This is a genomic window from Rickettsia finnyi, assembly GCF_049668125.1.
Taxonomy (GTDB): domain Bacteria; phylum Pseudomonadota; class Alphaproteobacteria; order Rickettsiales; family Rickettsiaceae; genus Rickettsia; species Rickettsia kotlanii.
Map to the genome: position 1 here is coordinate 855,360 of NZ_CP187160.1, position 22,790 is coordinate 878,149.

The window sequence follows — 22,790 nt, forward strand, 5'->3', positions numbered from 1 at the left end:
TGACGAATTTGCATAGTCTAGAAACTAAAGCTCTCACCTAAATACACTTCCTTAACTTTCTTGCTATTTGCTATTTCCTTAGCACTTCCTTCTAATAATACTTTACCGTCAAAAATAACATAAGCACGGTCGACTATATCTAGAGTATCACGTACGTTATGGTCGGTAATTAATATACCTATATTAAATTCACGTAAATAAGTAATTAGATTTTTGATATCAGAAATAGCAAGCGGGTCAATACCGGCAAGCGGTTCATCAAGCATGATAAATTTAGGCTCTATTGCAAGTGCACGTGCAATCTCAAGCCTACGCCTTTCACCGCCTGATAAGCTAGCAGCGGATAAATCTTTTAAATGAACTATCGAAAACTTCTCTAACAAATTATGGGTTTTTTGTTCAATTACTTCTTTATCATTGTCAGATATCTCAACTACAGCCTTAATATTATCTTCAACCGACAATCCACGAAATATCGAAGGTTCTTGCAGAAGATAGCCGAGTCCAAGCCTTGCTCGTAAATAAATAGGCAAGTTGGTAATATTTATATCATTTAAAAGTAATTGCCCTGAGTCCAGTTTCATTAAACCAATAATAATGTTAAAGCAAGTTGTTTTACCGGCTCCATTCGGACCGAATAAACCAACTATTTCTCCTTGTTTTATATTCAGAGATATATCAATTAGTATATTCCTTTTTTTGTAGGATTTTGATATATTTTTAACGTGTAAGCTGTCCATCTTTTTTATTTGTTAAGATTTTGTTGCGTGGATTAATTTTCAATGTCATTGCGAGAAAATTACGTAAGTAATTGACGAAACAATCCAGTTAAAAATACTAATCTTTAGCATTTTTTTAATTATTTTCTGGATTGTCATACTTCTTGCAATTGCTTGCAATGACGTACCAACGGTAAATAGCTCTATTTCTTAATAATATCTACATAGTATATTAGTTTATTAGTTTTTAAAACATTATCGTCACGCTGTAATATTACATTACCAAGTAGAATAAGTTGTTTATTATCGCAAAAATATTTAGCACTATCTGCAAGTAATAATTCATTATTTATTTTTCTTTCTACAGTCAATTTAGTAGGGACAACTATATGATCAATAGTTTGCTTTTCATTTATTGTTTTATAAAAAATATATAATTCTTTCGTTTTAAGTATCGCATTATCGAAGTAAACAATAACATTTCCAAGATATGCTGCTTTTTGTTTGGTTCTATCAATAATTAAACTATCAGATGTGATATGTAAATTTGAAATATTTTTATCATTAGCATATATTATGGTACTAATTATAAGAAGTAAAACAAGTTTAATAATAGACATCTTGCCAAACTTCGCTTCTAGAGGTAATTTAGACGTCGAATCGGTACTCGTATCCTCACGTACTTCTTTGTACGCTGCGGTGCTGCGTTCCATGTCTCCTTTAAATTCCTCTCTATAAGCTGGTTTGGAAAGATATCTAATCCGATAAATTGATGATTGTAGAGACATTGCCTTTAAAAATTATAATATTATTTTCATCTTTTGTATTAAAACTATCCGCAGTAATTGAAGAGTTTTTGTAAAGCAACTTAGCAGGGGAATGACTGATTATATTCTTATTTACTAAATCAATCCTTGCATCGTTAGTGTTAAATATGATCTCATCAAAAAAAAGTTTTACATCGTTTTTTAAATCTAATATGTTTGATTCTTCATCTAAAAAGCCTTCTTTCGCATTGATAATAAGAGTTTGATCTTGATTTACGTTATAAATAGCATTTATTATATCTAGTTTATATTTGTTATTCGACTCTTTTATAGCTCGTTCAGTTTTAATCTTATACGCATTTAAATTTTTATTTACTCCTGCAAACATTGAATCTTTCAATATAATATTATACTTTAAATCAAAATTTTTATTATCTTTTAAACTTTTTTTTGTAACGTTAATATCGTTTTCTTCATTAATATAACCGCTTTTAATTAATATATATCCTATATACAAAATTCCAACTGTTATTAAAAGATATACAGATTTCCAAATTTTTTTTCGCCGTTTATAAGCAGAGGGCATAGATTTTAGCTAACCCCTATGTGTAGTAAATCATGAATATGAATAATGCCTATAATAATATTATCATCAACAATCGGTATATTAGTGATATTCTTGGCTTTCATTAAATTTAAAGCCTCTTTTGCAAATATTTCCGATGAGATATGAATAGGGTTTTTGGTCATAATGCTTGATGCCGTTTTTAAGTGGATTTGATCGTTAATATGACGACGTAAATCCCCGTCGGTTATAATTCCCACCAAATTTTGGCTTTTATCTGTTACAAGCGTACAACCTAAACGTTTTTTATTCATAATAATTATAGTTTCGGCAAAGGAAGTATCTTCATATACTAAAGGTATTTCATCACCGCTACGCATGAGGTTTTTAATTTTTGTTAAATTAGCACCGATTGTACCTCCCGGATGATAAATTTTAAAATCATCTTTAGTAAAGCCTCGTTTTTCATGTATAACAGTCATTAAAGCATCACCGAGTGATAGCATGATTAAAGATGATATAGTAGGAACTCCAATTACAGAAGCTTCCGGGTATTCAGGTACTATTAATAAAAAATCGCTTCTTTTAGCTAAAGTAGAATTTTTATTCATTGTCATTGCAGCAATTTTTATGAAAGAGTTCTTGCAATATTCAATTATATTAAATAGTTCTTTAGTTTCGCCGGAATTAGATAACATAATTACTAGATCATTTCTCATCACCATACCTAAATCGCCGTGACTTGCTTCTGCCGGATGTAAATAAAAAGCAGGCATACCGGTTGAAGAAAAGCTAGCAGCTATTTTTCTTGCAATATAACCGCTTTTGCCTATGCCGGTTAGGATTATCCGTCCTTTAAAAGATAGTAAAAATTCTATAATTCTGTTAAAGTCTTCAGGGATATTTTCGGATAATTTTTCTAAAGCACTTGCTTCACTAGAAATAACCCTCTTTGCGATGATTCGGTAATTATTTGTGTTGGTCATTTATTTACTCATTGTCATACCGTGGCTTGTCCACGGTATCCAGCAAATTATTAGTATTATGAGCTATTTTGTGGATACCCGAACTGTCATTACGAGCAGCCGTAGGCTGCGTGGCAATCTCATGAAATAATAACAAGCTCCTGAGATTGCTTCGTCAATTACTTCGTAATTTCCTCGCAATGACGATTAAGCTCCATATCAATTAAAATACTTACGTTCTGTAATTACTTCAGCAGTTTCAGCATTATTATCTTCATTCCAAGCTCGTTTTTTACTAGAATCACGTCGCTGCTCAGGTTCTTCTGAATGGTCCTTAGCATTATTAACATTAGTTTTTGGCTTTGTATTATTTGAAGATTTATCTTTATCGACATTTTTAATAGTTAATTTTGCTTTGCCTTTATTATCAAAGCCTATTAGCTTAACTTTTACTATATCGCCTTGTTTTAAAACACTGCTAACCGTTTCTATTCTTTCTTCTGAAACTTCACTAATATGAACAAAGCCATCTTTATTACCTAAATAATTGATAAAAGCACCGGAATCTAAGACTTTCATTACCGTACCGTTAAATATTTCACCAATTTCAGGTTCAACGGCAATAGCTTTAATTTTATCTAAGGCAACTTTTAGCTTATCTCTATCTGAAGCATAAACAGACACCGTACCGTCATCACTTATATCTATTTTAGCACCGCTAGTTTCGCAAATTTCCTTTATTACTTTACCACCCGGTCCTATAATATCTCTAATTTTATCCTTATCTATTTTTATAGTAGTAGTAGAAGGAGCATTTTTACTTAGTTCATTATTTGGTTTACTGATAACTTTATTCATTTGCTCCAGTATATGCAAACGACCGAGTCGTGCTTGCTCTAAAGCTACTTTCATTATTTTAAAATCTACTCCGGATATTTTGATATCCATTTGTAATGCAGTAATCCCTTCGCTAGTTCCTGCAACCTTAAAGTCCATATCACCGAAATAATCTTCATCGCCGAGAATATCGGATAATACAGCAAATTTTTTGCCTTTCTTAACAAGTCCCATAGCAATACCCGCAACCGGTGCTTTTATCGGTACGCCGGCATACATTAAAGCAAGAGAACTACCACAAACAGTTGCCATTGAAGAAGAACCGTTAGACTCCGTAGTTTCGGCAACTACTCTAATAGAATAAGGAAATCGTACTTTATTAGGTAATATTGGATTAATAGCACGCCATGCGAGTTTACCGTGCCCGACTTCACGACGACTAGGTGCTTTCATCGGCATTGCTTCATTTACAGAGTAGGGCGGGAAGATATAATTGAGCATAAAACGCTCTTTATACTCACCCTCTAAACTGTCAACTATCTGCTCATCTAAACTAGTACCGAATGTAGTACTAACTAAGCTTTGCGTTTCACCTCTAGTAAATAAAGCTGAACCATGTGCGGAAGGTAGTAAACCTATTTCACAAGCAATTTGTCTTATATCCGTGGTACTTCTTCCATCGATACGTCTATTTTTTTCTAAAATCTCGTTACGTAATATATCTGATTCAATAGCTTTTAAAGCTGATTCTATTTGATAATTACTATATTTTTTATTTTCTATGTCGCTTACAAAATGTGTAAGAACTTTTTCAGTTATTAAATCTAAATTAGTGTTACGTTCTTGTTTAGATTTAATTGCAAAAGCTTGTTCAATTTCTTTTACAAATAACTTCTCAATTTCTTTCTTTAATGAAGCAGGATATAAATCTTGTATTTCAAGTTTTGGTTTTTTAGCTTCTTCTGCTAGTTCTTTGATTATCTTTATTACCGGCTGAAAGCTTTTAAATCCAAATTTTACGGCTTCTAACATTTGTTCTTCAGAGAGTAAATGAGCTTCCGATTCAACCATCATTACTGAATCTGATGTTCCTGCAACTACTAAATCAAGCTGACTTGTTTTTAATAATTCAAGTGTTGGATTTAAAACAAATTCACCATTGATTAAACCTACTTTACTTGCCGCAACTATTTCTAGATAAGGAGCAGGGGATAGGCTAAGTGCAGCCGATGCACCAATAATTGCAAGTATATCTACCGAAGTTTCAGGATCATATGAAAGAACACTGCAAGTTACATGCGTTTCATTCACAAAAGCCGGATGAAATAATGGTCTAATCGGTCTATCTATTAAACGAGACACTAAAACTTCTCTATCTGATGGTTTTCCCTCATGTTTAAAAAATCCCCCTGGTATCTTACCGGCAGCATATGCCATTTCTCTATAATTAATTGTTAAAGGAAAAAAACCTATGCCCTCTTTTGCTTTGTTAGCTACTACTGCCGTACATAATAAAACGGAATTACCCATTTTGACCGTAACTGCCCCGTCAGCTTGCCTTGCTATTTTACCTGTACTAAGCTCAAGAACTTTCCCGTTCCATGTAACACTCTTAGTTATTTCGTTAAACATCTATTTATCTCATTTCATAATTTATATTTTATTGTATTCTACCACGTCATTGCGAGGAAAATTACGAAGTAATTCGACGAAGCAATCTCAGAATATTTGATGAGATTGCCATGCAGCCTACGGCTGCTCGCAATGACGATTATCCAACTACTTAATCTTTCTAATTCCTAGCTTACTTATTAAATCTAAATATTTGCTAACATTATTCTTTTTAATATAGTTAAGTAATCTACGGCGACGCCCGACTAAAATTAATAATCCGCGTCTTGAAGTATGATCTTTATGGTTAGATTTAAAATGCTCGGTTAAATTATTGATTCTTTCAGTTAAGATAGCACATTGCACTGCACTTGAACCGGTATCATTTTCCGTTATAGCATATTCTTTAATTAATTGTTGTTTACGTTCCGTAGTAATCGACATCGATAATTTCTCCTTAAATATATAGACTTCCAGTTTTAAAAGAAGTCTTGTGTTAAATTAAATACTCGTAAAGAATTAAAGCAACTCTTGTTTAAGCTACCTATTGCAAGCAAAGTGCCTTTATAGCGAACCCATAAAAGATCAACAGACATCTTGCCAGACTCTACTTCTAGAGGTAATTTGGCAAGATGTCTAAAATCTTTTTCATAATTAAATAAACATTTCTGTCCATATTTAATTTGCTGTGCTTGGCTGTCAGTTACATCAAGAACCAGGATGTCGTCCAGTATTGCTTCTATCTTTATACTTTTTTCCTCTAGGGAATTTTGGGTAATTTCATCAGGCGATTTAATTCGGATAGCATTTTCTTCTTTAAATATTCCAACCTGAGTACGGCGTAATTCTATCACAAATCCTAAACTTTGCAAGGACAATGCCAAATCTTCTGCTAAAGTCCTTATATAAGTACCTTTTGAGCATTCCGTATAGTATGTAGCGGTAGCATTTTTCTCATCAAAATTTAAACATTTTAGATCATAAATAGTTATATTTCGTGGCTTTAATTCTACTTTTGCCCCATCTCTAGCCAATTTATAAGCTCTTACACCGTTAACTTTAAGAGCTGAAAAAGCCGGCGGTATTTGTATTACGTTACCGATAAATTTAGAACATACGGCATAAGCTTCTTCTTGAGACGGGATACAATCTTTCGTTGCTATTACTTTACCGGCATAATCGCCGCTATTGGTTTGCGTTCCGAATTTTACGGTAAAAATATAGGTTTTTCTAGCATCAATTAGCAGATGTATCAGCTTTGTAGCTTCACCTACGGCAAGCGGTAATATTCCTTCCGCTTCTACGTCTAAAGTACCGGCATGTCCTATCTTGGTTTTACCAAGTATTTTTTTTACTATGCTAACAAGTTGAGCAGAACTTATACCTCTTGGTTTATAAAAATTTAACCAATAATTACTCATTTTAATTTGATTTTAACTTGACTTAAATTTAGAAAATCTTTAATATATAACTCTAGCCAATAGCAAAATAGGTTAGACTAAATAATGACGATTAACCCCAGTAATATAGAAAATTCTTCCTCTAAAATCAATAGCTGTTTTTCCAAACTTACCGATTATATCTGGCCTATAAAACGCCATGAAGTTTCTAAATTTTTATTCATCACTTTATTAATGTTCTGTATTTTATTTATCCAAAATCTAATCAGAGCTTTAAAAGATAGTATTGTTACTACTATGATCGGCGCCGAGATTATCTCGTTTTTGAAGTTTTGGGGAGTGATGCCGTCAGCTTTTTTAATAACTGCTATATATGTAAAGCTTGTTAATAAGATGAAAGCAGAAAATATATTTTATCTTATGATATCAATATTTTTAACATTCTTTGCTCTTTTTGCTTACGTTATTTTTCCAAATCATGAAATGCTGCATTTAAGCCCTGTAACCGTTCAAAATTTAACGGCAAGTTTACCTAATTTAAAATGGTTTATATTGCTTTTATCAAAATGGAGTTTTTCGTTATTTTATATAATAGCCGAATTATGGCCAAACGTAGTTTTCGCATTACTTTTTTGGCAGTTTGTTAATAATATTACTACAGTAGAAGAATCTAAAAGATTTTATCCGTTATTCGGTTTACTTAGTCAAACAGGTATTTATTTAGCAGGGCAGTTTTTAGAAAATCTAAGTAATATTAATGATTACGTAACTAATAAATTTGCATTGCAATCGTCTTTTCATACACTTTCTATACAAATTATACTAACTATAGTATTAATTTTAGGAATAATAGCTATTAAAACTTTTTGGTTGCTTAATCATAAAGTACTAGACAAAGAGCATATGGCGTTACTCAGGTTTAAAGCAAAGAAAAAATCTATGACTATTGCCGAAAGTTTTCAGATGCTTCTATCGTCAAGACATATTAGATTAATTGCAATTTTGCTTATCTGCTATGGCATTGCCATTAATTTAGTTGAAGGTCCTTGGAAAGCAGCAGCTACTAAAATTTATAAAACTCCAACCGAATATGCAGCTTTTATAGGAAGTTATTTGAGCTATACCGGAGTATTTACTATTTTATTTGTCGTACTTGGTTCAAATATAGTGAGAAGACTTGGCTGGTTTACGGCGGCTGTTATCACCCCTTTAATAGTTTTTATTACCGGTATATTATTTTTTGCCGTTAATAATTTTGAAAGATTTGCCGGCTTAATAATAGCAAATTTTATTCTAACCGATCCTGCTTTAATTGCTATAACAATAGGTGCTATTCAAAATGTGCTTAGTAAAGCAAGCAAATATACCTTATTTGATTCAACAAAAGAAATGGCCTATGTTCCTTTAGATCCGGAAATAAAAATAAAAGGCAAAGCTGCTGCCGACGTGATAGGTATAAAACTCGGTAAATCTGGTAGTGCATTTTTACAATCATTGGTATTTATAATATTACCTTCCGCTAGTTATCAATCTATTTCCATCTGTTTAATGATTATATTTATAATTACTTGCTTAACCTGGCTTTGGGCAACTAAAGCACTCAATAAAGAATATAAAAATTCTATTAAATTTGCTCAACAATAATATTAGTTTTTTCTTAATATTAAAATCTCTATATACTAATCTTTGACAGTATAACACAAACTGTGCAAAAGGATATGTTATGTCATTCCTGCGTAGGTTGGAATCCAGAAAAAAGCGAAATAAATCGAGCTTTTAATTTAAAAATCTAGTGTGCTTAGACTTGCAGGAATGACATAGAGGGTAAAGATCAATGTAACAATATCGGCTTGACTACGCATCACTTACAGTTTATACTAATTAATTTTTGGTTAAATGAGAGGTTTTATGAGTCAAGACGGCAACCTAGATACAAGTGAATTTGATCCTTTAGCAAATAAGGAATATACAGAAGAACAAGAGCAAAAAGAATTTTTATCTCAAACTACAACCCCAGCACTAGAAGCTGACGATGGTTTTATCGTTACTTCTGCATCTTCTGCTCAATCTACCTCTTCAATTAGTGCTTTATCGGGCAATATTTCTCCTGACAGTCAGATATCAGACCTAATAACTCAGGCTGTAAGAGCAACAATTATACAACCGCAAAAAGATAATTTAATAGAACAAATATTAAAAGACCTGGCAGCCCTTACAGACCGTGATTTAGCTGAACAAAAAAGAAAAGAAATAGAAGAAGAAAAAGAAAAAGATAAAACATTAAGTACTTTTTTCAGTAATCTGGCCAATAGAGAATTTATTGATAAAGCTTTAGAAAATCCTGAGCTTAAAAAGAAATTAGAATCAATAGAAATAGCCGGCTATAAAAATGTTCATAATACATTTAGTGCCGCTAGTGGATACCCTGGTGGATTTAAACCGGTACAGTGGGAAAATCAAGTAAGTGCAAGCGATCTTAGAGCAACAGTAGTTAAAAATGATGCAGGTGATGAACTCTGTACCTTAAATGAAACAACTGTTAAAACTAAGCCTTGTACTGTAGCTAAACAAGACGGTACCCAAGTTCAGATCAGCTCATATAGGGAAATAGATTTTCCTATAAAACTTGATAAAGCCGATGGGTCAATGCATTTATCGATGGTAGCATTAAAAGCTGATGGCACAAAACCCTCCAAAGATAAAGCCGTATATTTCACTGCCCACTACGAAGAAGGACCGAACGGTAAACCTCAACTTAAAGAAATAAGCTCACCAAAACCTTTAAAATTTGCTGGAACCGGAGATGACGCAATAGCTTATATAGAGCATGGTGGAGAAATTTATACACTTGCGGTAACACGCGGTAAATATAAAGAAATGATGAAAGAGGTAGCACTAAACCAAGGGCAGAGCGTTGATTTATCGCAAGCTGAAGATATTATAATAGGACAAGGACAAAGTAAGGAACAACCGCTAATAACTCCACAGCAAACAATAAGTTCATCGGTTGAACCACCTCAATATAAACAACAAGTACCGCCAATTACTCCTACTAACCAACCACTGCAACCTGAGACTTCACAAATGCCACAGTCGCAACAAGTGAATCCAACCCTTCTTAAGGCCGCTACGGCTTTATCAGGCAGCATGCAAGATTTATTAAATTATGTAAATGCAGGTTTAACAAAAGAAATTGATAGTAATAAACAAATTGATTTAATTAAAGAAGCAGCCACGGCAATTCTTCATAATGAGAAAAGTGATATTGCTGCAAAGCAGGCTAATATCATTGCTTTAACTGAAAATATGGTCAATAATCAAAACCTCACACCGGATGCAAAAGTAGCTGGAGTCAATGCAGTATTAGAAAACATAAAAAATGATCAGAATACCCCAGACCTAGAAAAATCACAAATGCTTGAAGCTACAGTAGCTATCGCTTTAAATTCAGAGAATCTTGAGTCGAAGCAAAAACAGCAGATGTTAGAAAAGGCAGTAGATGTCGGTTTAATTCTTAAAGATGATGCAAGTAGAGCTGCAGCAATTGACGGTATTACGGATGTTGTAATAAAAAGTAATCTTTCTACTAAAGATAAAGGGACAATACTTATAGCAGTAGGTGATAAGGTTAATGTCTCTAAATTAAGCAATGCGGGAAAACAAAAATTATTAGGTTCTGTATTAAAGAAAGGTGTAGAAGCCCAAGTTTTCAGTCCGGCACAACAACAATTGATGCAGCAGAATTTAGATAAGATTATGGCAGAACAAATTAAAAAAATAAATGATATTTTGTTTGATCCTCTAAGTAATACTGAATTAAAAACAACAAACATACAAGCCATTACATCTAATGTTTTAAATGGTCCGGCTACAGCAAAAGTTAAAGGCGAAATAATTCAAGAAATTACTAACACAGTTGCAGGGAGCTCGCTTGAAGCTCAAGACAAAGCAGCGATTATTAAAGGGGTAGGCGAAACTATAGCTACTCATAATGATACCTCTTTATCCTTACCTAATAAAGCACTTATTATGGCATCAGCGGAAAAAGGTATTGCAGAAAGTAAGACCAATTTACCTGATAGAGAGCTAATGACTAAAGAGTTAGTAGACGGTATTTATGCAGGCAAAGGAGGTCCTGAAATAACTAAGGCAGTTTCTAGCGGGATCGATAATAGTAATATTAATGACGCTGAGAAAGAGGCACTTAAAAAAGCTAAAGATGCAGCGAGTGAGGTAGCTTTAGATAGAGAAACTCAAAATTTAACTGAAGGGTTAAAAGGGCAGAATATAGAAGAACACCAGCCTCGCGATGATATATATAACAAAGCTCAGGAAGTGATTAACGCTGTTAATCCTGTTATAGAAGCATTAGAAAAATCTAAAGAACCGGTAGTGTCGGCAGCAGAAAGAATTGTACAAGAAACTTCTAGTACATTAAATAATATCTCTAAGCTTGCAGTTGAGAAAGTCCATAATTTTCGTGCTATGCTTTCGCCAAATGGTCACCTTAAAACTCTTGAAGCAAAAAAAGAAGAATCAATAAAAAAAGTAGATGAGCTGGTAAAAGCATTTGGTACTAAATCTTCTACTGAAGAACAACAAAGTTTCATTAAAGCTAATTTAATTGATGATAAAACTTTATCTAAAGAGGTACGTTTACAAACTATAGATAAGTTATTACAAGAACAAAAACGAGCAGAAGCAATTCAAAACCCTAGTGTTAAAACAGAAGATGTAAGGGTAGTATCAGGAAAGTCTAAATTAAAACCTATAAGTAAAGATCAGCCGGATATTGAAAAAGCTAAAATGGTAGTAGAAAGAGATAGAGTGAATATCAAAGAGAATATAAAAATTATGAGCGCATTAATGAATGCAAGAGATAGCATTCAGTCAGAAAATTTAAATAAATCAATACCTATTAAAAGAGAGTCTTCCTCTCCACAACGCTGATCAAGATTTGTATTCTGTATATTATCAAGGCAAGCAATGTTATTCCCGCTTCTGCGGAGATGACATAAATGATATCACAACATAATCAGGATGGCAGCTTGCCTTTATGCATTAGTTTTGAGTTTTTTTCCAGCTAAACATTTTACTAAATTATTAACGGCTTGTTGTTCTTCCATGCTATTAATTTTCATAAAATTTCTTGAAACTTCAATGCACATACGTTGATGTTGAGTATGTACGGGCTGCGGTTTATTAGCTTCTTCTAAACCTTCAAAGAAATAATCAATATTCCTATCTAAAGCTTCTGCGATGAGTACTAGCCTTCCTACAGAAATTCTATTAATTGCTTTTTCGTATTTTTGTAATTGTTGATGCGTAACATCAATTACTTCAGCCAGTTGTTGACGAGACAATCCTTTAGCGAGTCTTAAAGAATAAATTTTCTTGCCAATAAAACTATCAATTTTTTGTATAATATCGTTTTTTCTACCCATTATCCTCTCCTTAGTTACTAATTATATCTATATTTAAAAATTTCTTTGAACAAAATATGGCTATTAATAATTAAGTGTAAGTAGAAATAATACCATAAATTAATATTATAAGCAATTATAAAATAACATTTTTTAAGTTTTTGTAATCATTTGGTAAATAATTATTAAAAAATAAAATTATTTCTTATCAAATAAAAATATCATAAGAACTTTAAAATTATTTCTAAAATATGAATACCTTATGTTTTAAAAACTTATTTACTGAAGCATAAATTACAATTTATAAAAAAATAAAATTTTGGTGTATTATAGAAAAATATAAAATTAATGCAAGAAAAAATTTCATTTCTATATTAATATTTCAAATCAAGGATAAAGTATAATTTCATTTTAATTATAAATTAATTATTTACAGCGAACTTATTTAAGATTAAATATAAAATTAATAATAACAACTTAGCTTTTATATTTTATAATGAGAAAAATTTTTAATTGTCTTTACGTAGCCTTATTTAGAACAATAGAAGATGATGGCATTGAACATTCGGGATATATGTCATTCATGATACTTTTATCCATTTTCCCTTTCCTAGTATTCTTATTAGCTTTAACAAGCTTTTTAGGAGCTTCAGAACTTGGTCAAAATTTTATACAAATTTTTCTAGAGAGTCTTCCGGAACAAGCAACGGAATCAATAGAAAAAAGAATACGAGAATTACTAAGTGCTCCTCCTCAAAGTTTAATGAATCTTGCCATAGTAGGCAGTATTTGGACTGCTTCTTCTTTTGTAGAATGTTTAAGGACTATTTTAAATCGTGTATATCAAATAAAATCTCCACCCCCTTATATAAGAAGAAGATTACTTAGTATTATACAGTTTCTTATAATTAGTGCCTTGATTACCTTTACTATGTTTCTTTTAGTGGTGATTCCAATATTATTTACAAAAATTCCGATAATATTAGAGACCATTGAAAAATATAAGATCATTTTAAATTTTATAAGATATTCTTTAATTTTAATTTTATTATTTTTAGGTGCCTCGTCTTTGTATTATATATTACCTAATGTAAAACTAAATTTTATTGATGTATTTCCAGGGGCTTTATTAACTGTGATATTATGGATAATAAGCGGCTATTTGCTTTCAACTTATATAGTCTACTATAATCAATTAAATCTAATGTATGGTTCCCTTGGTAGTATAATAGTTACATTAATATTCTTCTATATTATAAATATGATATTTATCTATGGCGCGGAATTTAATTATCTAATGAAAAATTATGAAAATATAGAGTGAAGTGCAGCTTAAAACACTTCATCAGTATTTAGTTTTACAAAAACAAAATAATTAATTGAAATAATGTCGGCAGTTTTATATTTAATATTTTATATCAATCTTTATTTTAGTTGTAAAAAACAATTATTGTTTAGTTTTTAAGTTTTGTGAACAAAATACAAATTATTTAAAAAAATCCGGTTTAAATAACATAAAGCTCTCCTGAGATGATGTCGGTAGTGGAGTTAAATTATATTGTGGATCGAAAGCATTCCCGTAAATTTTTTCTATTGTTTGGAGCGAACTTGGAGATTTTAAAGCCAACAATATTGACTTTAAAATCGTAAAAATTGCTATATATGGATCGGTTTCGGGGGAAGATAAGCGATGTTCTAAGCGTTTGGGAAAAGCATTTGGAGTTCGTACGGCTACGCTTCTATTATTTCCACCGTACGATATATGCGTAGGAGCCATAAATTTTTTATTTATCCGTGAATAATCTAGAGTAGTAGGCATAAAAGCGAGTAGGGTGTCTAACATATAGTGACATAGCCCTTGTGCTGCTAAAATTATATAATAATCATTGAACTCGGAATTAAAATTAATATGAAAATGCATACTATTACCATAATCATCCAAAAACGGCTTAGGCGAAAAATCTATATAACCGTTTAACTGCTGTGCCATTTTTTTTAAAATAGTTTTAACTTCTAATATATTTTTTATATATTGTATTAAGTTTACAGAAGGGGGAAGATCTATTTCAAATTGGTTATTGCCTTTTTCTTTTTTTATTTTAGCAATTTTAAATCTAGCTAAGTATTTTCTTGAAAGTATTTCAAATTTAGCTATATCAATATTGTGACTTAAATAAAACTCTATTTCTATGCCGATAATAGGGATTAAATTATAGTCTTGATGAAATTGTGCTATTATTTTTTCTAGCTGTTTATTTTTTTGTAAACGACCGGATAAAGTATTAATAAAACTATTATAATTAATATTAGGTATTTTCATGGAAGAATTAATAAACGGATCAGTTTATTATAAAATTTTTGATAAAACATTCAATAATTCTAGTCATAGATATATAAAAAAAAATAACTCTATAAATGAAACAGAAATAGTTGAAAACAAAAAATCTATTACTACTTATTTCAAAGCACAAGATATTTTAATTTTAAACCAAGTACATGGCAATCAAATTGTGAATGCTGATGAGTCCATAATTGCCGTACCTGAAGCAGATGGCAGCATTACAACTAAGAAAAATTTAGTATTAGCGGTACAATCGGCAGATTGTGTACCGGTATTACTTACAAGCGGCGACGGTAAAATAATCGGAGCAGCACATGCAGGTTGGAAAGGAAGTATAAATAATATTATTAGTAATATAGTTACTAAAATAACAGAAAAAGGAGCAAAAAATTTAATAGCAGTGATAGGTCCTGCTATAACTCAAAGTTCATATGAAGTTGATGATGAATATTATAAAGCTTTCTTAAGTAAGGATATTAACAATAAACAATTTTTTATAAACTCTATAAAAGAAAATTATTATATGTTTGATTTACCGGCTTTTGTAGAGTTAAAACTTAAAGAAGCAGGCGTTAAAGATATAAAAAATATTGCTGAAGATACTTACACAAATCCGTTAAAATATCCAAGTAAAAGACGCTCATATCATTTGCAAGAACCTTATAATCAGAATATATTATCAGCTATCGTAATGAAATAATGGCACTGCTAAATAAATATTGATGGTTTGAAAAAGCTACACCATTGCAAGAAGGCGTTGTTGCATGGACACGGAGTCATCATTGTGAGCAGCCATAGGCTGCGTGGTAATCTAGAAAATAATTAAAAAATTCTGTAAATTAGAATTTTTTACTGGATTGCTTTGTCAATTACTTTGTAAGTTCCTTGCAATGACGGGAAAACCGATCTACGCAACAATGCTCGCTCGCAATAACGATATCTATCTTTATTTAGCAATGCAAAAATAACTCTTCATTTATCAGAGTATATTAATGCATCAAGATAAACCTTACTATCCAATAGTTTATGCACCAAACGATATTTTTAAAAAACAAGCAGAATATATAGACATTGTTGATGATAATATTCGTACTATTGTCGATAAAATGCTTCAGAATTTACATATAGAAATGGTAGTGGGCTTAGGTGCTAATATGGTAGGAATATTAAAGCGTATAGCGGTAGTTGACCTACATGAAAATAATAAATCATCACCTATAGTTTTTATTAATCCGGACATAACTTATTTTTCGGAAGAAAAACAAACTTTTATTGAGGGTTCTTTATCGTTTCCAGGCATTGAAGCATCTATTACACGATCAAAAGCAATCAAGGTAAAATATCTTGATTATAACGGTAATAAGCAAGAACTAGCAGCAGAAGGCTTTTTAGCAACTGTAATTCAGCATGAAATAGATTATTTAAACGGCAAAACTTTCTTAGATTATTTATCAAAACTTAAGCGTGATACACTACTTAAAAAGATGCTCAAGCATATAAAACTCCATCCTCCACATATTCACGGTAGCGGTTGTAGGCATTAGACATTTTCTCAAACTTTGCTTCTAGAGATCATTTATACATCAAGCCTAGACTCGTATCCTCACGTACTAGTCTCCTTTAAATTCCTCTCTATAAGCGTTTGGAAAGATGTCTATTAAAGTTTTTGACATTTAAATTTAAAATATGTTATAACTGACTAGTTAATTAACTAGTTAATTATATGAAAAACACAATTACAGCCTTTGATGCTAAAACCCATTTTTCTAAATTATTAGACCGAGCTAGTAAAGGTGAAGAAATTTTAATTACTAAAAGAGGGAAAGCTGCTGCAAAAATTGTTCCTATTGATTCTCATAATAATATTGAAATAGCAAAGATTGCAGCTCTTAGACTTCGAAAACTTGCAAAAGAAATTAATTTACAACCATCGGATTTAGAAGTATGGCTAAATTACAAAAATGAGGGTAAGAAATAAAAAATGGGCTCTTTTGTTTTAGATTCTTCAATTGCTTTATCATGGCTTATGCCTGATGAAGTAGCAAGCTTGGATATACTAGATAAAACCATAACAGCAGGGGCAATTGTCCCTGCTATTTGGGGGCTTGAGATTGGAAATGTATTATTATGTGCAGAGCGTGCAAAACATCTTACTACAAATCAACGTCACCAAGCAATTTATATTTTAAAGGATCTTTACATCAAAATTGATCAAATAACATTGGAACATATATGGTTTGAGACAATGGATTTAGCTGTACAATATGGATTAACACTTTATGATGCTAGCTATTTAGAGCTAGCATTACGCTGTGGGTTACCAATAGCAACACTTGATAAATCCTTAAAACAAGCAAGTAAAGTCGCTGGGGTCGTAGTATTGTGATCACATCTTCACAAGTCGTAGCCAAGCTGCCCAGTCACGTTTGCCTAAATCTTCTTCAAACGATAATAAGTCTTTTACCGTCTGCTTACATATTGCTACGGAAGGGATTATAAGCTCTTGTTCTTTTGTAGAATTTAGTAGGCATTGTGTTTTACAAGATTACGAAGTAACATCACATAATTCTGTTTAAGATCAGTAACAAGTCTACTACTCTGTTTGTCAACATCTAGTACTAGAGAATTATAATTATGATATGATATTCTGTCGTAAAAATGTAATGCCCCTTGACTGATCGGTAAAAGCCTGCATTTTAAAGCAGAAACGGCAATAGCTGCAGGAGTATGATAATGAAAAATGGCAGAAATATCAGGGCGTGTTTTATAAACACTACCATGAATAAAGTAACCGGTTTTATTATATTGATATTCTTCCCCTTCTAAAATTTGTCCGTCTAAACTAACTTTTAAAAGATTCTCTGTAGTTACTTCTTCAAATCTTAGTCCAAAAGGATAAATATAGTAAAAAGCAAAAAGCGGCATTTTTAGGTCTTGCGGATAGATGCGTATAAGTATGATCATCCAGCGATAAATACGCCATTATGCGGTAAGCGACAACTAAATTATATTTTATATCCATAATTGTTAAAATCTATATTGGTTTTATGTTATTCTCGCGTGATGTTGTTGCGTGAATCAACTTTCCCGTCTGAGCTACGGAAATTGCATAGCAATTGACGAAGCAATCTCAGAAGTCTGTTATTATTTTATGAGATTGCCACGCAAGTACTACAACTGCTCGCAATGATTGGATAATATCTACACAACAAGGCCACACAAGAATGACATAGGAGCTGTGCAATAAATCCTCAACGCTATTTAAAAGGAGCGTATACCACTTCTTCCTTTGTTTCTATAATCGCTTCTTTAGGAGCTTTTATGCATTCTTGTAAGGATTTCTTACCTAAATACGGTACTAGATTATAATTTAATATATAACATTGTAAATTATCTTTCTTACCACTAAAGTTAAATTCAACTTTATTGCCTTGCTCCAATAGCTTTTTAACTTCTGTTGTTTGCTGGATAAAATTCTTTTGTTCTAAGTTTAAGTGTTTGATTCTTAGTATATTTTTTACTACGGAAAACGTAGAAACAGCAAGAAGCAGAAGGAATATAAATAACTCTTTATTACTTTGCTTGTGTAAGAAAATACTATTTTTAACATATGAAGCTGCAATCATTCCGATAGCTATAACATAACATCCAAGATATCTAAGTAACGATGCCCCTCTAATTGCCTCTTCATAACTAAAGTTAAAGAAATATAAATATAACCGCCACAAAGCAAAAATTAGAAAACACACAAACGTACTTATCAGGAAAAATTTATACTCTTTCAACAAATCCAGTTTATATTTACGAATTCCGTACCATGCAGCTATACAAATAGTATATACAACTAAACTGCCTTCTTTTAATAAGAATAACAAGAGAAATTTACCGTAATTTAGTAATAATGATCTATGCTGTTCATTAAAATTTTCAGCAATATATACTAAATTGCTAAAACTATGTTTGCATCTGTCAAAAAAATCATGGGTATTTTTAAAATAACTCATCCAAATAAAATTACACAAAATAGGTAAAATAAGTAAAATCAGATACGTAATATAATCACTTGATTTTTTAGGCTTTTTATAAAAAATTGTATAATGAGCTATAAGAATTATCGAAGCAAAACTAGCAAGCCATGTTCCAATTTCTCGGAAAAAGGCAAGTAATATCGTAATAGGTAAAATAAGCAATAATGCTTTTTCCTTGTCTTTCGCCGCAAGGATATAAATTGCAAAAATAGCTCCGAACATTAAGCCAATAGTACTATCGTTATATATTGAACGAATTCCGGTCGTATATAATACTACGCCGCAAAGTAAAAGTGAAAACAACATTCCGGTTTGCCACAATTTCTTATTTGCAGCTAAAGGAGCTAGAAATGCTAAATGCAATAAGAAATGAGCAAATAATACGTTACCGTCCGAATAACCTGAAAGTAGCAGCATAAAATAATGATAAACGGCAGCTCCTCTTGGATAATGGGCATGAGTAGTAATAATGGAAGTTAACGAAGACTGATTTTCAAAAACACCGAAATATAACAATTCTTTAGTAAATATTCCCCAATGTGAGAAATCATCATAAGCATGTAGCGATGCATCTCTGGTATAAAGAAAAAACAAAAGAATCAATAAAGTAAATACAGTGATTTCAATTATATTGTTTCTAGATTCCTGCTTCCACAGAAATGACATGAAGGAGGTATTATTGCGTAGATCAAGAAATGCGTGCGGTGTCATACCGTGGCTTGACCACGGTATCCAAAAATATAACTTAAAAATACTAAACATTTTTAACTGGATCCCACGATCAAATCGCGGGATGACAGGAGCGGAGCCACCCCCTACAACAACGCCTATGAAATGCAGGAATGACATGAAAGCTAAAAATATACCGATGAAATAACATATATATGTTGCAGCTGGTAATAGCTTTAACATAGCAAAACAATATAAAATCGGTACTAATATGCTGATTGTTACGGGAATAGCGAAAGTCAATTTTGTTTTGAAATATTTGGCAAAAAAAGACGAAAACCCAAAAACGCTTAATATCGGTATTATGATCATATTAATTTGTAAATAATTTTTTGGTCATTGCGTGGACCGGTAAAACCCACGATATCACCCCGTGGCTTGACCACGGGGACCAAAAAACAATAAAAAATACTAATAATTTTAGTATTTTAAACTGGATCCCGTGGTCAAGCCACGGGATGACAGAGGTGAAATTGATTCACACAACAAGGCCACGCGGAAATGACATAGAACGAAAATGTCCGGTACTATAGGTCTCAATACCCACTCGCAACAATGCCTTTATCACCCATGTTTAATTTTAGCTTGTGCTGCGGCGATTCTTGCTATAGGGATACGGTATGGAGAACAAGAAACATAGTTTAAATTCATTCTATGAAAAAATTCTATAGAGGCAGGGTTCCCTGCATGTTCTCCGCAAACTCCGAGTTTCAAATTAGCATTACTGCTTTTCCCGCGTTTTATAGCAATTTCAATTAATTCTCCTACTCCTTCTTCATCGAGAGTAGTAAATGGATCGGATTCAAAAATCTTTTCTTCTAAATAATATGGAAGAAAAGAGGCAATATCATCTCTAGAAATTCCATATGTAGTCTGAGTTAAATCATTAGTACCAAAACTAAAATAGTCAACTTCCTTAGCTATTTTCTGACTGCCGAGTGCTGCCCTGGGTAGTTCTATCATAGTACCGATCGTAAAGGAAAACTTATATCTATAACGTTGCTCTAATTCCGCTATTACTGCATAAATATCCATTTTAAGCTTTTTTATTTCACCTACATTGCTAATTAAAGGAATCATTAATTCTAAGTTACATTCTATATGTTCTTTTTTATGTAGCTCAAAAATAGCTGTAAAAATTGCTTCAATTTGCATTTGGTAAATTTCCGGCGAACATATACCAAGTCTACATCCACGGTGACCGAGCATAGGATTTACTTCATGCATAGCATGAAGACGTTGATTAATCATGGATAAAGGTAGATTTAAGCTATTGGCCAAATTCTTTTTATCTTCTTCGGTGGTAGGTAAAAACTCATGTAACGGCGGATCAAGTAATCTAATATTTACCGGTTTATCTTTCATTACTCTGAATAAAGCTTTAAAATCCTCAGTTTGCAGAGGTAATAATTTCTGCACGGCAAGCTTTCTCCGTTCTATATCAGGAGCAATAATCATGTCTCTTACTAAAGGAATTTTATTTTTATCAAAAAACATATGTTCGCTACGACACAAACCTATACCTTGAGCTCCAAACTTTATAGATACTAAAGCATCGTTAACTGTTTCAGCATTTGCACGAACTTTTAAGCTACTAATCTCGTCTGCCCAATCTAAAATTAATTTTGATTCCTCACTGAAAGTAGGTTGAATTAACGGCATTGCACCTAAGAAGATTTTACCGCTACCTCCATCAATCGTTATAATATCACCTTGTTTAATAACTATGTTGCCTGCTGTTAATATTTGCTTTTTCTCATCTATAGATAAATTACTTGTACCGCAAACACAAGGCTTCCCCATACCTCTGGCCACAACTGCGGCATGTGAAGTCATTCCCCCTCTAATAGTTAAAATACCTGAAGAAACATGCATTCCGTTAATATCCTCAGGACTAGTATCATGGCGTACTAAAATTACTTTATGATGATGAGATAATTTTTCGGCATCATAAGGTGAGAATACTGCAATACCTGTTGCAGCCCCAGGAGAAGCAGGTAGCCCCTCAGCAATAGAAGTAAGCCCCTTACTGTAATCAATTCTTGTATGTAATAATTGATTGAATGATTCCGGATCGATTCGCATTAAGGCTTGTTCTTTAGAAATAAGCTTTTCTTCTACCATTTGTACGGCAATATTAATAGCAGCGATGGCTGTTCTTTTTGCAGTACGTGTTTGCAAAATATATAGCTTATTATTTTCTATAGTGAATTCTATATCCTGCATATCTAAGTAATGTTCTTCAAGCTTTTGCGCAATTTGTGATAACTCCTTAAACACTTCCGGCATCATTGCTTGCATAGAATTTGAATCATTTGCAATAATAGGCATAGGTGTTCTAGTTCCCGATACTATGTCTTCACCTTGAGCATTTATTAAAAACTCTCCAAAGAGCTTTTTTTCTCCTGTAGAAGGTGATCTAGTAAAAGCAACTCCCGTAGCTGAAGTTTTACCTAAATTACCGAAAACCATTGCTTGGATATTAATAGCCGTACCGAAATCCTCCGAAATATTATTGATTTTTCTATATATAACCGCTCTATTACTCATCCAAGAATGTAGCACCGCTTTAATTGCCGATTCTAACTGTTCATAAGGATCATTAATTAGTTGCTTAGTATACTTAATATGCAACCGTTTGAAATCATTAATAATTTTTTCTAACAATTCTACGGTAATATCGCTATCTTTATGAATATCGGCTTGCATCTTGTGCTTTTCGTAAATTTGTTCAAATAGATCACTAGGTATAGATAATACCGTTGAACCGTACATTTCTAAAAATCTTTTGTAACTATCAAGAGCAAATCGTTTATCACCGCAGGAATCCGCAAGAGCATTACACACTTCGTTATTCATTCCAAGATTAAGGATAGTATCCATCATTCCAGGCATTGAAATCGTAGAGCCCGAACGCACCGATAATAACAAAGGATTGCTTGTACTGCCGAAAATTTTACCAGTAGTTATTTCAAGCTCAGTGATAGCTTTTTTTAAGTCGCTTTGAAAGTTTTTAGGAAAATTATTATTGTGGGTATAAAAGTAATTACATAGCTCTGTAGTTATTGTAAAACCATCAGGAATAGGTAGTTTTAGGTTGGACATTTCGGCAAGACCAGCACCTTTATTACCAAGTATATTTTTCATGCTAGCGTTTCCATCACTACCATTACTGCCAAAATAATAAATTAATTTTTTCATATCATATATCAAAATTTGCTAACAATTTATGTGTTTAGGAGCATTAAATACATATTTATACATTATGAAAAAAATAGTAGCAACGTTAAATTTAAATTTGTTATTATACTTATTAATTTAATTATATTCTGTGTACAAAAGTCAAATTTTCAAAAAAAATCTTATTAATTTTCGCTAAAAAATATCTCAAAATAGCAAATCAAT

At 32.0% G+C, this 22,790-nt stretch carries 19 protein-coding genes and 1 pseudogene; 8 read left to right on the forward strand and 12 right to left on the reverse strand.

Features of this window, described 5'->3' with window-relative positions:
* Window positions 1–17: 17 nt before the first annotated feature.
* The 7 genes from lptB to truB form a co-directional block, all read right to left on the reverse strand.
* Window positions 18–740 carry an LPS export ABC transporter ATP-binding protein gene (lptB, locus tag ACPKKV_RS04725; protein ID WP_392506497.1) on the reverse strand — a complete coding sequence of 241 codons (723 nt, stop codon included), beginning with the start codon at window positions 738–740 and terminating at the stop codon, window positions 18–20.
* 182 nt (window positions 741–922) lie between these two features.
* Window positions 923–1,339, reverse strand: coding sequence for an LptA/OstA family protein (locus ACPKKV_RS04730; protein ID WP_410528174.1), 417 nt, complete (start codon window positions 1,337–1,339; stop codon window positions 923–925).
* Window positions 1,340–1,475: 136 nt separating this feature from the next.
* The gene (lptC, locus tag ACPKKV_RS04735) at window positions 1,476–2,072 is read right to left on the reverse strand and encodes an LPS export ABC transporter periplasmic protein LptC (protein WP_392506501.1); all 597 of its coding nucleotides are present in this window, start codon (window positions 2,070–2,072) and stop codon (window positions 1,476–1,478) included.
* 5 nt (window positions 2,073–2,077) lie between these two features.
* Entirely contained in the window at window positions 2,078–3,037 is a 960-nt protein-coding gene (locus ACPKKV_RS04740; protein ID WP_392506503.1) for a KpsF/GutQ family sugar-phosphate isomerase, read from the reverse strand.
* Window positions 3,038–3,235: 198 nt separating this feature from the next.
* The gene (gene pnp, locus ACPKKV_RS04745; RefSeq protein WP_392506505.1) at window positions 3,236–5,485 is read right to left on the reverse strand and encodes a polyribonucleotide nucleotidyltransferase; all 2,250 of its coding nucleotides are present in this window, start codon (window positions 5,483–5,485) and stop codon (window positions 3,236–3,238) included.
* A gap of 147 nt (window positions 5,486–5,632) precedes the next feature.
* Complete coding sequence (gene rpsO / locus ACPKKV_RS04750; RefSeq protein ID WP_004995678.1) at window positions 5,633–5,908, reverse strand: 30S ribosomal protein S15; 276 nt, start codon at window positions 5,906–5,908, stop codon at window positions 5,633–5,635.
* 35 nt (window positions 5,909–5,943) lie between these two features.
* Window positions 5,944–6,885: a tRNA pseudouridine(55) synthase TruB gene (gene truB, locus ACPKKV_RS04755; RefSeq protein ID WP_392506506.1), complete on the reverse strand. Its 942-nt coding sequence runs from the start codon at window positions 6,883–6,885 to the stop codon at window positions 5,944–5,946.
* 84 nt (window positions 6,886–6,969) lie between these two features.
* Between truB and tlc4 the strand changes: the two genes are divergently transcribed.
* Together tlc4 and ACPKKV_RS04765 are read left to right on the forward strand one after the other, a co-directional pair.
* Window positions 6,970–8,508: an NTP/NDP exchange transporter Tlc4 gene (tlc4, locus tag ACPKKV_RS04760; protein WP_392506507.1), complete on the forward strand. Its 1,539-nt coding sequence runs from the start codon at window positions 6,970–6,972 to the stop codon at window positions 8,506–8,508.
* 264 nt (window positions 8,509–8,772) lie between these two features.
* Window positions 8,773–11,814: a Sca4 family spreading effector gene (locus tag ACPKKV_RS04765; RefSeq protein ID WP_392506508.1), complete on the forward strand. Its 3,042-nt coding sequence runs from the start codon at window positions 8,773–8,775 to the stop codon at window positions 11,812–11,814.
* 104 nt (window positions 11,815–11,918) lie between these two features.
* On the opposite strand, the gene ACPKKV_RS04770 is transcribed toward ACPKKV_RS04765, so the two are convergent.
* Window positions 11,919–12,308, reverse strand: a complete 390-nt coding sequence (locus ACPKKV_RS04770; RefSeq protein WP_392506509.1) for a helix-turn-helix domain-containing protein — start codon at window positions 12,306–12,308, stop codon at window positions 11,919–11,921.
* A 475-nt stretch (window positions 12,309–12,783) separates the two neighbouring features.
* Between ACPKKV_RS04770 and ACPKKV_RS04775 the strand changes: the two genes are divergently transcribed.
* Window positions 12,784–13,611, forward strand: a complete 828-nt coding sequence (locus ACPKKV_RS04775; protein WP_392506511.1) for a YihY/virulence factor BrkB family protein — start codon at window positions 12,784–12,786, stop codon at window positions 13,609–13,611.
* 162 nt (window positions 13,612–13,773) lie between these two features.
* Here ACPKKV_RS04775 and ACPKKV_RS04780 read toward each other — a convergent pair whose 3' ends face one another.
* Window positions 13,774–14,607, reverse strand: a complete 834-nt coding sequence (locus tag ACPKKV_RS04780) for a type I glutamate--ammonia ligase (RefSeq protein ID WP_392506513.1) — start codon at window positions 14,605–14,607, stop codon at window positions 13,774–13,776.
* Here ACPKKV_RS04780 and pgeF point away from each other — a divergent pair.
* The 4 genes from pgeF (at window position 14,606) to ACPKKV_RS04800 (ending at window position 17,014) form a co-directional block, all read left to right on the forward strand.
* Window positions 14,606–15,328, forward strand: a complete 723-nt coding sequence (pgeF, locus tag ACPKKV_RS04785; protein ID WP_392506515.1) for a peptidoglycan editing factor PgeF — start codon at window positions 14,606–14,608, stop codon at window positions 15,326–15,328. The two genes, ACPKKV_RS04780 and pgeF, sit on opposite strands and share 2 nt — an antisense overlap.
* A 292-nt stretch (window positions 15,329–15,620) precedes the next feature.
* Entirely contained in the window at window positions 15,621–16,172 is a 552-nt protein-coding gene (def, locus tag ACPKKV_RS04790) for a peptide deformylase (RefSeq protein ID WP_392506516.1), read from the forward strand.
* 179 nt (window positions 16,173–16,351) lie between these two features.
* Complete coding sequence (locus tag ACPKKV_RS04795) at window positions 16,352–16,606, forward strand: type II toxin-antitoxin system Phd/YefM family antitoxin (protein WP_014409207.1); 255 nt, start codon at window positions 16,352–16,354, stop codon at window positions 16,604–16,606.
* Window positions 16,607–16,609: 3 nt separating this feature from the next.
* Window positions 16,610–17,014: a type II toxin-antitoxin system VapC family toxin gene (locus ACPKKV_RS04800; RefSeq protein ID WP_392506517.1), complete on the forward strand. Its 405-nt coding sequence runs from the start codon at window positions 16,610–16,612 to the stop codon at window positions 17,012–17,014.
* Here ACPKKV_RS04800 and ACPKKV_RS04805 read toward each other — a convergent pair.
* A pseudogene (locus ACPKKV_RS04805) lies at window positions 17,015–17,650 on the reverse strand (class II aldolase/adducin family protein). It abuts the gene before it with no gap.
* Window positions 17,651–17,885: 235 nt separating this feature from the next.
* Window positions 17,886–19,568: a hypothetical protein gene (locus ACPKKV_RS04810; RefSeq protein WP_410528170.1), complete on the reverse strand. Its 1,683-nt coding sequence runs from the start codon at window positions 19,566–19,568 to the stop codon at window positions 17,886–17,888.
* 28 nt (window positions 19,569–19,596) lie between these two features.
* Between ACPKKV_RS04810 and ACPKKV_RS04815 the strand changes: the two genes are divergently transcribed.
* Window positions 19,597–19,713, forward strand: coding sequence for a pyruvate phosphate dikinase (locus ACPKKV_RS04815; protein ID WP_392506518.1), 117 nt, complete (start codon window positions 19,597–19,599; stop codon window positions 19,711–19,713).
* A gap of 236 nt (window positions 19,714–19,949) precedes the next feature.
* Here ACPKKV_RS04815 and ppdK read toward each other — a convergent pair whose 3' ends face one another.
* Window positions 19,950–22,586: a pyruvate, phosphate dikinase gene (ppdK, locus tag ACPKKV_RS04820; RefSeq protein ID WP_392506519.1), complete on the reverse strand. Its 2,637-nt coding sequence runs from the start codon at window positions 22,584–22,586 to the stop codon at window positions 19,950–19,952.
* Window positions 22,587–22,790 lie beyond the last annotated feature (204 nt).